General features: G+C 61.1%; 10 protein-coding genes and 1 pseudogene. 5 read left to right on the plus strand and 6 right to left on the minus strand.

Annotated features, from left to right (window positions below; genetic code table 11):
- Positions 1–4: 4 nt before the first annotated feature.
- A complete protein-coding gene (locus tag ACO07W_RS21335) occupies positions 5–1,933 on the minus strand; it encodes a flavin-containing monooxygenase (protein ID WP_421845557.1) in 1,929 nt (642 codons plus the stop codon).
- A gap of 239 nt (positions 1,934–2,172) precedes the next feature.
- On the opposite strand from ACO07W_RS21335, the gene ACO07W_RS21340 reads away from it, so the two are divergent.
- Positions 2,173–2,610, plus strand: a complete 438-nt coding sequence (locus ACO07W_RS21340; protein WP_421845558.1) for a hypothetical protein — start codon at positions 2,173–2,175, stop codon at positions 2,608–2,610.
- Here the strand turns inward: ACO07W_RS21340 and ACO07W_RS21345 are convergent.
- On the minus strand, positions 2,555–3,304 hold the full coding sequence (locus tag ACO07W_RS21345; RefSeq protein ID WP_421845560.1) for a glucose 1-dehydrogenase: 750 nt from the start codon (positions 3,302–3,304) through the stop codon (positions 2,555–2,557). The two genes, ACO07W_RS21340 and ACO07W_RS21345, sit on opposite strands and share 56 nt — an antisense overlap.
- 373 nt (positions 3,305–3,677) lie before the next feature.
- On the opposite strand from ACO07W_RS21345, the gene ACO07W_RS21350 reads away from it, so the two are divergent.
- The gene (locus ACO07W_RS21350) at positions 3,678–4,805 is read left to right on the plus strand and encodes a nitronate monooxygenase (protein WP_421845562.1); all 1,128 of its coding nucleotides are present in this window, start codon (positions 3,678–3,680) and stop codon (positions 4,803–4,805) included.
- 126 nt (positions 4,806–4,931) lie between these two features.
- On the opposite strand, the gene ACO07W_RS21355 is transcribed toward ACO07W_RS21350, so the two are convergent.
- Complete coding sequence (locus ACO07W_RS21355) at positions 4,932–5,333, minus strand: hypothetical protein (RefSeq protein ID WP_421846154.1); 402 nt, start codon at positions 5,331–5,333, stop codon at positions 4,932–4,934.
- 462 nt (positions 5,334–5,795) lie between these two features.
- On the opposite strand from ACO07W_RS21355, the gene ACO07W_RS21360 reads away from it, so the two are divergent.
- Complete coding sequence (locus ACO07W_RS21360) at positions 5,796–7,070, plus strand: cytochrome P450 (RefSeq protein ID WP_421845563.1); 1,275 nt, start codon at positions 5,796–5,798, stop codon at positions 7,068–7,070.
- A gap of 73 nt (positions 7,071–7,143) precedes the next feature.
- Positions 7,144–7,719 carry a YceI family protein gene (locus ACO07W_RS21365; protein ID WP_421845565.1) on the plus strand — a complete coding sequence of 192 codons (576 nt, stop codon included), beginning with the start codon at positions 7,144–7,146 and terminating at the stop codon, positions 7,717–7,719.
- A gap of 74 nt (positions 7,720–7,793) precedes the next feature.
- On the opposite strand, the gene ACO07W_RS21370 is transcribed toward ACO07W_RS21365, so the two are convergent.
- The gene (locus tag ACO07W_RS21370; protein ID WP_421845566.1) at positions 7,794–8,942 is read right to left on the minus strand and encodes a DUF7159 family protein; all 1,149 of its coding nucleotides are present in this window, start codon (positions 8,940–8,942) and stop codon (positions 7,794–7,796) included.
- Between the two features lie 612 nt (positions 8,943–9,554).
- Here ACO07W_RS21370 and ag85B point away from each other — a divergent pair.
- Positions 9,555–10,532: a diacylglycerol acyltransferase/mycolyltransferase Ag85B gene (ag85B, locus tag ACO07W_RS21375; protein WP_421845567.1), complete on the plus strand. Its 978-nt coding sequence runs from the start codon at positions 9,555–9,557 to the stop codon at positions 10,530–10,532.
- A 391-nt stretch (positions 10,533–10,923) separates the two neighbouring features.
- Here ag85B and ACO07W_RS21380 read toward each other — a convergent pair whose 3' ends face one another.
- Positions 10,924–11,289 (minus strand): hypothetical protein, encoded by a 366-nt coding sequence (locus ACO07W_RS21380; RefSeq protein WP_421845568.1) that lies wholly within the window; start codon positions 11,287–11,289, stop codon positions 10,924–10,926.
- 199 nt (positions 11,290–11,488) lie between these two features.
- Positions 11,489–12,762, minus strand: a pseudogene (locus tag ACO07W_RS21385) (IS256 family transposase).
- Between the last annotated feature and the right edge of the window lie 13 nt (positions 12,763–12,775).

The following is a 12,775-nucleotide window of genomic DNA, read 5'->3' on the forward strand; positions in this document are numbered from 1 at the left end:
GTGCTCACTTTCTTTGTCGCAAAACGAATTGAGACCAGTCGGGCATACGCGTTGCAGCCCAGTATTCTTTGAGACGCCAGGGGCTGACGGTGTGAATCTCTCCGTCGGCGTTCTTGAAGTAGGAATGCTTGACGGCCGGGTGCGACCACACCATTGTCTCTATTTCGGCCTGCGTACGGCGATGCCATTCCGTTGCGGCGTCGTCTGTCGGCTCTAGACAATTCGCGTTCATCTCTGCCAGGTGTTGCAGACACAGGTTGATGTAACGCATCTGGACCTCGGACTGGAAAATCAGGCTGCCCCCGTGGGCAAGATGAGTTCCTGGCCCATAAAGAAGGAAGAGGTTGGGGAATCCCGGAACTGTGATACCGAGGTAGGCGTATGGGCGAGTCCCCCACATGCGACGCAAATCGAGTCCGTCGCGGCCGGTGATTTTCAGCGGCCATAGCACATCGGTGTGCCGGAAGCCGGTTGCATACACGATGACATCAGCACTGTGAGTCCTACCGTCAGTGGTTGCTATGCCATCGGATTTGATCCGCTGAATCGGGTTGCGTATCAAATCAACGTTCTCCCGCTGCAGCGTTTTGAGCCAGCTGCCGTTATCCTGCAACGTCCTCTTACCGGTGGCGGGGTAGTCGGGCATTATCTTCCTCAGTAAGTCGCCGTCCCCGACTTGACTGGTGATCCAATGCGTGAACATCGTTCTGGCGGCTGCGTTTAGATCGCTTACCGCATATCCGTTGTCGTCATACTTCGGATCGGCGCGCGCAGCGTCGAGTCCCTTGTCAGCGCCTGGCCAGAGTACGAGAAATCGGTACCATCTTCCATAAAATGGCAGGTGGCGAAGCGCCCAGCGCACACCGGGGCCAACTTCATCGTGGTACATCGCATTCGGGAACATCCACTGAGCGGAGCGCTGAAATATGGTGAGGTGTTCGACCCGGTCGGCAATCGCAGGCGCAATCTGAAAGCCGCTGGCGCCAGCCCCGACCAGCGCAACTCGCTTGCCGGTCACGTCAAGGGAGTGATCCCAAGCCGCGGAATGGAACGAGTGTCCCTCGAAGGTATCTGCGCCTTCGAAATCGGGAATATGCGGTCGATTCAACTGGCCGACCGCCGCAATGACGGCCCGCGCCGGTAGTGTGCTCGTTTGCCCGTCAGCCGCGCGCAGGTTGACGCTCCACATGCCGTCGTCGTCATTCCACGTGGCACCGAGCACCTCGGTGCGCCAACGCACGTACGGATCCAAACCGTGCTTATTCATCACCCGAGCGAAGTAGTCTTGCAGCTCTGAGCGCTCCGCGAAGAAGTGAGTCCAGTCGTTGTTCGGCTCGAAACTGTAGCAATAGAAATGGTTTGCGACGTCGACGCGGGCGCCGGGATAGCTGTTCTCCCACCAGGTTCCGCCGGGGCCAGCATTCTTCTCCACGATGGTGAAGGGAATGTTGGCTTGCTTGAGCCGGATTCCGGCCAAAATTCCGGATTCGCCGCATCCGATCACAACGACGGGAAGCTGGGCTGCGTCGTCATCCGGCAGAGCTGCGGGGCGGCGCGGGTCTAAACCACCAAGGTCCATCTCCTCGGCTACGAGGGACAGGTAGTCGTCCGGAACGTGTTCGCAGGCAGCCCAGTCCATCATTTCTCGGACGAGCTCGTTGCTCAGCGGCTTGGGCTCGGGGCAGCCACTGTCGCGGTACTGGGCAAGCACCGGAACCGCCGCTGCCCGGGCCCGTGCTTTGTCCGCCTCCGACATGAACCCCTGGACCTCGTTGAGAAAGATGCCAAGCGGCTTGAAGTCACGGATAAAACGGGGATCTCCGGTGATGTGCACGAGCGACAACAGCAACGTCGGAATGCTTACGTCTTCGAGCGCAGCCGCGATCTCTGGTGTGGACGTAGTGAACGGCCGGCCGGCGTAACGGCTGCGCATCGAGCCGATCCTTTTCTGCGTTAGGGATCATCGCGAACTGTTCGCAATTTCGCTACCAACGGTTTCGTAATTGGCAGACTCACGCTACCCCCCGGTGACGCTGCGGATCAAGAGCCGCCGCTTGACGGGATGGACCGTTGGCTATCGCGCGTGTCTTATCGACTCATGTCAACTCTTATATGCGCGGATCGGCTGGTCATCAATGAATACCATTCCCACAAACGGAGAGGATTAGTTCTGTGCGTGACAAGCTCGACGTCAACATCGAGGCGTTAGCCACGGACGCCGGCACGGCCGAAGCTATGGCCGTTATCAAGCCCGGCGTGGTTGTGCCGCCGCCGGATGCCGCGAGTTCAGAACTTGACACCGCGGCGGTGTCGGTGGCCGCGGCCATCAAGGAGCTGCTTGCACAAGTCAATGGCAACGACCAGGCCGCAGCGCAGAAACAGGCGACGATGTTTACCACATCACCATCGGTGATCAAGCAACAAGACCAGCAGGCCGCCGGCACCTACACCACAACCCCCGCCCCTGTTCGCGAGCCGAGACCAGCCGCCTGGCGTCGAACGGCCCCACCGCTCAGCCAGCTGCGGGCAGTTTCAAAAGCGGTAGCTGCTATGCCTAGAGCGTCTCGTGTGTCTTGTGCGAAACGTCGGCTACCAGACCACCATCCATGATGAATTCAGCACCAGTCGAATAGGAGGACTCGTCGCTGGCTAGAAAGAGCACGAACATCGATACCTCTCGAGGTTCGCCGGGGCGCCCGAGCGGGATATTCAGGAAATCCTCCGGAATTTCCGCAGTCATCGGTGTTCGGATGAACCCCGGGTGAATCGAGTTGACTCGGATGTTGTGTGGGGCCAACTCCAGCGCCGCAGACTTAGTCAGACCACGAACCGCCCATTTTGAAGCCACGTAGCCGTGTACGAACGCGGCTCCCCGCAAGCCCTCGATGGATGAGACGTTAATAATCGAACCGCCGGCCGAAGCGATCATCGGATCGACAACAGCCTGGATACCCAGGAGCGTTCCCGTGACGTTGATATCAAGAATCTGTTTCCATTCGCCCATGTCGAAAGTCTTGACGGGGCCAAAGTTCACAATTCCAGCGTTATTGACCAAGACATTCAGCTTGCCGAATTCCGCCACTGCCCGGGCGGCCGCGGCGGCCCACTGCTCAGGCTGCGTTACATCTAGGTGCACGTAAAGCGCAGCGTCGCCAAGTTCGTCGGCCAGCGCCTTGCCGTCATCATCACGGATATCCCCGATTACCACCTGGGCGCCCTCGGAGACAAGGAGCCTGGCATGAGACGCTCCCATACCCCGGGCACCGCCGCTGATCAGGCCAACTTTTCCTTCTGCGCGTCCCATGGCGAGTCAGGCTACCCGATCAAATCACGCGATTAGCACGTGTTCTACCGCCCGAGCACGGTCCACGGCATGCCAGGTTTGCCGCCTGCGGCGCTGGCGGTCGTCGCCGTGCCGCCAACCGCAGGTCTGCTGCGTCGAACCTCAGAAGCAAACCCACCTCGTATGTTGCGACTTGCCCCCATCACGGGATCCGCGCCCGTGCGCGCCGGCTCGTCTGGTCACCTACGTCAGGTGCCGGCCAGTGATCTGGCCAGTCGGCACCTGCACAGATAATGGGTCGTAGTCGTGATGCACAGGACCTGGCTAGCGATGTCACAAGCAACCGTATTAAAGTAGAACACGTTTCAATTCGGCGAGCGCCCCAGGAGCAGGCATGCACACTGCCATTTGCGACGAGCTTGGCATCGAGTTTCCGATTTTCGCCTTTACCCACTGTCGCGACGTGGTGGTCGCCGTCAGCAAAGCCGGTGGTTTCGGCGTGCTGGGCGCGGTGGGCTTCACCCCGGAGCAGCTAGAGATCGAACTGAACTGGATTGATGAGAACATCGGTGATCACCACTACGGAGTCGACATAGTCGTCCCCAACAAGTACGAGGGCATGGGCTCCAACCAGTCTGCCGATGAACTTGCCGGCACCTTGCGGTCGATGGTGCCGCAGCAACACCTGGATTTCGCTCGAAAAATCCTCGCCGATCACGGTGTCCCGGTCGAAGACAGCACCCAGGACAGCTTGCAACTGCTCGGCTGGACGGAGACGACTGCCACGCCTCAGGTCGAGGTGGCCTTGCAACACCCGAAGATGACACTTATTGCCAATGCGCTCGGCACCCCGCCGGCAGACATGATCACGCACATTCACGAAACCGGACGCAAAGTTGCCGCATTGTGCGGCTCGCCCTCACAGGCCCGGAAGCACGCCGATGCCGGCGTCGACATCATCATCGCCCAGGGCGGCGAAGGCGGCGGGCACTGCGGCGAAGTGGGCTCAATCGTGTTGTGGCCGCAAGTCATCAAGGAGGTTGCTCCCGTACCGGTGCTGGCGGCCGGCGGTATCGGCAGTGGCCAGCAGATCGCAGCAGCCTTGGCGCTCGGCGCTCAAGGGGCGTGGACTGGCTCGCAGTGGCTGATGGTCGAGGAAGCCGAGAACACACCGGTTCAACAAGCGGCTTACGCGAAGGCCACCAGCCGTGACACTGTCCGTAGTCGCTCCGTCACCGGCAAACCGGCCCGGATGCTGCGCAACGACTGGACTGAGGCGTGGGAGCAACCAGACAGCCCAGATCCACTCGGTATGCCGCTGCAGTACATGGTGTCTGGAATGGTAGTGAAGGCTACCCGCAAGTACCCGAATGAGACCGCCGACATCGCGTTCAATCCCGTCGGGCAGGTGGTTGGGCAATTCGCCAAAGTAGAGAAGACCGCCACAGTCATCCAGCGATGGGTGCAAGAGTATCTGGAAGCGACCAACACGCTGAATGAACTCAACGCAGCCGCCGTTTGACGACAGTCGGATAGGCAGCTAGCCGCTGCCGCCACGTGACGAACGGAACGCAACCGCCGCGAGATCGGGGATTCACCGAGGTTTTAGCGAACTATTGGTCGCGTATCGGCAGAACAGTTCGACCGATTAGCCCGGCGGGAAGAATCCGGCACCGGTAAACCAGCCGGGCTGCCATCCTCGGGCCCCCAAACACAGCATCGGCAGTCCGTCCGAAGACTGCGCCGCCGCCTGGGGCTTCGGACACGGCGCACCCGCCTCCTGGACTCCGTACAACGGGTAGGAGATCACCCAGTAACCGGTGTCGGCCGGCGGGAATTGGTTGGGGGGCGGAAAATGGCAGGCTTCGGCCTGGCCGTCCGGACCGCGCCCGAAGATGAAGCGCTCCCAGCTAGAGCACGGCGCGCCCAGCGAAGCCTCATAGTTCATCCCCGGCACATCGCCCTCGTAGCGCTGGTCAGCGCCCGCCGCTGGCGCAATGCCGATCCCCGCACCCGCTATCACAGCGGCGATAAACAGTTCACGAATCATCTTCATACCCCTCCGTCGCGCCAGCGAACTACAGCAAAGCATAGCGAGTACGTCCTCGCCCACAAGGCTGTACGCAAGATCGAATACGCTGAAAGCGCATTTGCCAATGTTCCCCTGTTCCAGGGTCCCGCCTTTCGACGCCCGCAGATGCAGGAACTTCGCCCAGCGTCATCAGCAGGTACTATCGGTCGGCCAACATCAGGCGCCGCACTACGCGCGCCTACCAGCCGTTGAGCACACGACCTTTGCTGCACTGTCGCGGCGAGAGCCGATAAGACAACCGTTTCAGCTAGTTCCGCCGTGTTGTTACGCCAGCAACGAAAGACGTAGAACAGCTTGCGCTCCCTCCAGCGCGCCTGAACATGTTGCAATTCAGCTATAGCGAGCCTGCTTTAACACTTCCCAAGTGTGATGTAGAGGTGGACCATGGCACTAGACAACGTCGTATCGAGGAGTGCCCTCATGCCGGCCGCCACACCAACCCCCAATTTGCCACCCGGATTCGATTTCACCGACCCGGATGTCTACGCCGAGCGGCTGCCGGCCGCAGAACTGGCCGAGATGCGTCGAACAGCACCGATTTGGTGGAACGAGCAGCCGATGGGAACAGGCGGATTTGACGACGGCGGCTTTTGGGTGGTCACCAAGCACAAGGACGTCAAAGACGTCTCGCTGCGCAACGATGTGTTTTCGAGCCTGCAGAAAAGCGCCCTCCCGCGCTACAAGGAAGGCACCGTCAACGAGCAGATCGACCGAGGCAAGTTCGTCTTACTCAACATGGATGCTCCGCAGCACACTCGACTGCGCAAAATCGTCGCCCGAGGCTTCACGCCCCGGGCCATCGAGCGGCTTCGCGATGACCTCAATACGCGGGCCCGGCACATCGTCGAGGCTGCAGCGGCAGCAGGATCGGGCGACTTCGTCGAACAGGTGTCCTGTGAACTTCCCCTGCAAGCAATTGCCGGTCTGCTAGGAATTCCGCAAGGGGACCGCAGGAAGTTGTTCGACTGGTCGAACCAGATGGTCGGCGACCAAGACCCCGAGTTCGCCGACAATGACGCCATCACCGCATCCGTCGAATTGATCACCTACGCCATGCAAATGGCCACCGAGAAGGCCAAGAATCCGGGCCGCGACATCGTGACCACTCTGATAGAAGCCGACCTCGATGGCCACAAACTATCTGCCGACGAGTTCGGTTTCTTCGTCATTTTGCTGGCAGTCGCAGGCAACGAGACCACCCGCAATTCCATCACCCAAGGCATGATGGCCTTCACCGACTTCCCTGATCAGTGGAACCTCTACAAAAGCCAGCGCCCAGCCACCGCGGTCGACGAGATCGTACGGTGGGCCACCCCGGTCACGTCGTTCCAGCGCACCGCCCTCGCGGACTACGAGTTGTCCGGTGTACAGATCAGGAAGGGCCAGCGCGTGGTGATGGTTTATCGCTCCGCCAATTTCGACGAGGACGTGTTCGACGACCCATTCGCCTTCAACATCCTCCGTAGCCCCAACCCACACGTGGGTTTTGGTGGTACGGGTGCACATTTCTGCATCGGAGCCAATCTGGCCCGGATGACGATCGACCTGATGTTCAATGCGATCGCCGACACCATGCCCGATCTGGAGTCGATCGGTAGACCAGAACGATTAAGGTCAGGCTGGCTCAACGGCATCAAGCACTGGCAGGTGGACTACCACAGCAACGGGGCAGCACAATGCCCCGTCACACATTAACGACGAGTCCTTCCAGGATGGGCAACCTGGCGCATGCGGGTTTCCATTCAGCGCCAGAAACAGCTGAAACCGTATGGACGTCGAATACAGTCGTTCCGTGAGCGACACAAGCTGGATCCTGGATGCTTCCGACGGCGAATTGACAATTCGCACCGGAGTCACCGGCAGAGCCGCGCGACTGGGTCATCGTTTGACCATCGCCATGACACGATGGCAAGCCCGCGTGGATTGGGCGGAGACCGAACCCGCGACCGCAGAGTTAGTGGTTGAGGTGGATTCGTTCGACGTTCTACGTGGCACCGGTGGTGTCAAAGTCCTGTCCGGGCCGGAAAAAGCCCTCGTACGATCGAATGCACTGCGGTCATTGAACGCCAGCCGCTTTCCGACTATCAGTTTTACTACCGATGCCATACACCAGACCAAAAACGGGTACCGCATGAGCGGGCCGTTACAAATTCAAGGAAAATCACGGAAGCACGTCGTCGATTTGCGCACTGAAGATCTCGGAGGCGCGTGGAGGATGTCTGCTGAATCCGTGGTTTGCCAGGCTGATTACGGTATCAAGCCCTACTCGCTGATGATGGGTGCACTACGGGTCTCTGCGGACGTCGTTGTGTCCTTCAACGCTGTTCGGACCAAAGACGGCTGACCTAGCCGGCACATACTCGCCGCTTGGCTCGGACGGGCTCGCTCACGCCTGGAAACGGCAGGGGACTACCCGTGCTACTCGGGCGGGCCCGAGTCCGGGGCACCGTAGGTGCCGGGTATGTGGTCAAGCACTCTTGTCATAAGCGGCGGCCGACCATTCGGATCGGAGTCCGAACCTGACGCATCCGGCGGTGCATCTGCCGCGATGGGACCGGTGATCTGCTCACCGGAAGCAAGTTTGACGGGAGGGTCCTGGGCCGACGCAGCTTCAGGAGCCACGCCGGGTTCCGACTGCCCTGATTGCGTGGACGGCGCAATCGCCGGTGCCACGGCCTCGGCCACGCGCGGCAGTGGTTTGCGCACTGTCCGGCCCGCCGTTTCAGGGTCTTCCGCCGGGGCCATGTGCAGACCCACCGCCAGTGACAGCGAACCTACGAAGGTAACCGTAGCGGCGGCCAGCGTGGTTGCGGCCCTCGTGTAGTACCGAGATCTGGCGGGCACGGCGACGGGAGCAACGATATCTTCCGCCAGCAGCTGCTCATCGGTGAATTCCGTGCTCTGAGCCGCGGCTAATGCCGCGCCTCGGGCCACCGTCACCTGCGCCATGGTCTGGGCGAAAACTGGCACCGGCAAGACCTTTTCGAGCTGCCAAGACAATCGATCCATATCGCAGTCAGAGCCGACGACAACGACGCCCTCCGGGCACCATGCGCCGCGGTCAAACATTCCGGCCAGCCAAGAAGTCAACCCGCGGAAACCTCCACGCACATGCTTGACAACTGTTTGCGTCTCGCCCTCATAGGTGTCGACCAGGACAACGGTCGCCCACTCATGCTCAAGGATGCATACTGCAGTCTGCTCATAGCCGATGATGGGCACAACCGCCCGGGCTAGCATCTGGACTGCGTCCACTTTTTGGACGGGCACGACATTGTCAAAGTCTGCGCCGGCCAACGCCTCCAACAGCAGCGCCGACTGAGCCGATGCTTCGTCGTTCCAGGTCACGCCGATAATACGAAGCCGGTGATCACTCGCGGTCGCCACCGCCTTCGCCCGCAGCACTTCCGCGGCCACCTGTTCTGCGGTGTCCAGCACACGCAGGCCACTGCTGTCGCGCAGTGCTAACTCGTGGTGTTCCAGGATGACGCCATCCGCGCCGTGCCCTTCAGCAAGGACCCACCCAACGGTGGTCGGCGTCACTGATACCCCAAGTACCGCGTCCAAAGTTTCGCACCTCAATCGTTCCAGGACCGCCGGTGCCCCACGCCACGCGGCCACGCACCAGGGCGCCTTGGTGCGATTGTTCGTGAGCGCGGGAACGGACCGAGATGGCAAGGTCTACATCGGCTTGCTCCGGAGCAGCCTACGCGGTCGACGCAAGTTTGGCTCCCCCGATATAGAATGCGCAGGTGAAAGGCCTTTTTTGGCGACCGCCACCGGTCCAAGCCGGGCGTGTCGGACTCACCACCGCGCGATGCGCCGAGCCAGCACGCCTAACGCGGCGACTAGTGAACCTTTAACAGTTGACTGCCGCATTGCGCGCACGAAATCAGATGCCCAGAACCGTTGACTGACTCGACGCGCTTTCCAAGCCCCTCCAAGCCCCTCCAAGCCCCTCCAAGGCCCTCCAACGGACACTTTCCCAGCGCCGAGCGCATCCTGAGGGCGCTGACCAGCCGTCGTGAAACCCGAACATCCGATTAGCGCAATTGCTGTGTCGACAGCCCGGTAACCGATACAGAAATGAAATGACTTCGCGTCTAGATCGACATTTGGCCGATTCGCGCGGTATCTTCTGCCGAAAGCACGCGACAACGTACGAACAAGGGGCATGGTATGACAGACGTAAGCAGGAAGATGCGGGCATTGGGGCGCCGACTTGCCGTCGGTGCAGCTGCCGCAGCAACCCTTCCGGGCCTGGTCGGTCTCGCCGGAGGATCGGCGCCTGCGGAAGCGTTTTCGCGGCCGGGCCTGCCGGTCGAATACCTGCAGGTTCCGTCGGCATCAATGGGCCGCGATATCAAGGTGCAGTTTCAGAGCGGCGGCAACGGTTCCCCTGGCGTGTACCTACTTGACGGCTTGCGCGCCCAAGAGGATTACAACGGCTGGGACATCAACACCCCGGCGTTCGAGTGGTACTACCAGTCGGGGCTGTCGGTGATCATGCCTGTCGGCGGGCAATCCAGCTTCTACAGCGACTGGTACAACCCGGCCTGCGGCAATGCCGGCTGCACGACCTACAAGTGGGAAACCTTCCTGACCAGCGAGCTGCCTCAGTGGTTGTCTGCCAACAGGAGCGTCAAGTCCACTGGTGGCGCAGCAGTAGGCCTCTCCATGGCCGGCTCCTCTGCGATGATCCTTGCCGCCTACCACCCGAACCAATTCATCTACGCCGGTTCGCTCTCAGCCTTGCTGGACCCCTCCAACGGAATGGGCCCGCCCCTGATCGGCCTGGCGATGGGTGATGCCGGCGGCTACAAGTCCGCAGACATGTGGGGTCCGAGGGAGGATCCGGCATGGCAGCGCAACGATCCAACCGTCCAGATTCCAAGGCTGGTCTCGAACAACACCCGGCTATGGGTTTACTGCGGTAACGGCACACCCTCGGAGCTGGGTGGAGCCAACATTCCCGCTGAGTTCCTGGAGAACTTCGTTCGCGGCAGCAACATCAAATTTCAAGATGCTTACAACGCGGCCGGCGGCCATAACGCGGTATTCCATTTCGACAACAACGGAACGCACAGCTGGGAGTACTGGGGTGCTCAGCTAAACGCCATGAAAGGCGACCTGCAGAGCACGTTGGGTGCCGGCTGACAACGAGCAAGTAATTCGAGGCTAGCTAGCCTCGCCGCTGCTGCTGGGCTTGGTACCGGCACCACAGAAAGTGGGCCGCCAAGCCCAGTGGTGATTCACGGGATCTTTTTCCTCGCCCAAGGCCGTACCGAACAATTCGGCGCCCGAACGAAATTGACTTTCATGCATAATGCACGTGATCGCTCGCCCGCATAACTTGTCCGAATTCTGCGGCTCGGGTTTTCCCTGTCACGACTATTTCGTGTCAGGGCTTACAGCCGTCCACCCCGCCGCGTTGAGCCCTGCCCGGTCGAAGACCATCTGCGCGCGTTTCGATCTCCGTCCCAGATCTCTATCTTGACCTTTGTGCACCATTCAGCTGCCAACCGTCGCATCCGCACACCGTCATGGGTTAGTGGTACTGGCTGGCGTTGTGTTGCTCTAGGTGTGCCATGTCGTAGTTAGCCACGCCGAGATCACGCAAGGCCGCGCGCACGGTTTCTATGATGTGTTGGTTGATCCGTTCGAGCTGCAAGAGATTGTCATTCGAGGCATCTGCGGCCGCACCGGCGGCATCCTGCCCTAGCGACCTTCTCGCTTGGCGACAGGTTTCGAGGTTGGCTTGTGCGCGGTCGAGGATCTGTTGCAGCTCGGCAATCGCGGCCTCGATACCGGCGTGGTCATAGACGACCCGGCCAGCTCCACACCCTTGATAGGTCTGCGCTCGCTGCTGTGATTGGTCGTGTTGACCAACGGCGCTGGTCTGCTGGTTGAGCAACGTGCGCCCTTGGGAACGAGTCTGTTTGGCTTGCTCAGCTAGCCGTTGTGAACGTGCATCAAGCTCGTCGGCCTCAGAATGCAGCTTTTGCGCTTGGGCTCGGGCCGCAGGAACACCGACTTTGGCTGTTTGTGCTGCATCTAGGGTGGCGTCTTAGGACTGGTGTAAAAACGCTGGGCGCATGTTCCTGGTGGTCATGTTACGCGGCGGTGGTGTCGGTCGTGGTTGTTGTGGTGGGGGGATGCAGTGGGCGGGGTGGCTCGAGCAGTTGGTGGCGTAGTTCTTGGAGGTGGCGGCTGGTCGCTGATGTTTGGGTGACTCCGCGCCAGCCGCGGCTGGCGCGGTCGAGGACGGCCCATACCAGCGACAGACAGCTGGTTTCGCCGGGTAGGCGGCCGATGACCTTGACCCGGCGACGGGATTCTCCGAAGGTGCGTTCGATGAGGTTGGAATGGCGGATGCGTGTCCAGTGTTGGCGGGGGAAGCGCAAATGCACGCTCAGCGAGGCGAAGTCGTTGGCCAGGCAAGCGACCGCGGCTGGGTAGAGCCCGCGGTATGTGGTGGTGAACTCCTCGGCGCGGCGGGTGGCTTCATCCACGGCCTGCTGGCCGGGTGGCTGGTCAATGTCATCGAAGATCGACCAGAACGCGGCTTTGATCTCGTCCTGGACCGCGACAGGTGTCTTGGCGATGACGTTACGGCAGCGATGGATCAGACACCGCTGACGCAGGCTTGCCGGAAACGTGGTCTCCCATGCGGCGATCAGGCCCGGCGCCCCGTCGGAGATGCCCAGTAGCGGCGGGCGTAGTCCCCGGTTCCTCAGGTCAGCCAAGAAGTCGGCCCACGCATCAGCCGACTCCGCTGCGGCTGGGGCCAGCCCAATAAACAGGGGCTTGCCGTCGGTGCAGATGCCCCAGGCGGCCAGCACCGGCTCGGCCGGGGCGTTGGGATGCATCCGAAAGTTCGAGGCATCCAAGAACAGGTAGTCCAACACCAGCTCATCAAGGCGTCGAGACGACCACGCAGCGAACTCGTCTTTGATGGCCGCACAAATCCGGCTCACCGTCGAGCGCGACAACGCCGCCTGCGAGCCCAGCACCTCGGCCAACGCGGCCTCGATGTCGCGATCCGACAAACCGCGCACCCATCCCGAAATCACCAACGCCTCCAGAGCGTGGGTGCGCGTCACCCCGGCACCGAATAGCCGCGAACAGAACCGCTCGTCGGTGTCGCGTAGTTTCGGGCGGCATAATTCGACCGAGCCCATCGTGGTCTCACCGTCGCCGGCGGTTGATACCCATTGCGGTACCCGCCCGGGCCGTCCTGAACCCGACGCTGGTGACGGGCTCGGCCCAACACTGCTTCTACCTCGGCCTCCACGGCGACCTGAAACACCAGACGCACCGATAACCGCCCGACCTCCTCCAAAATCTCGGTCAACGGCCGCTCGGTCGCGGCGAACAACTGATCCATCTCAACACGCACA

Source organism: Mycobacterium sp., assembly GCF_965230835.1.
Classification (GTDB): Bacteria; Actinomycetota; Actinomycetes; order Mycobacteriales; family Mycobacteriaceae; genus Mycobacterium.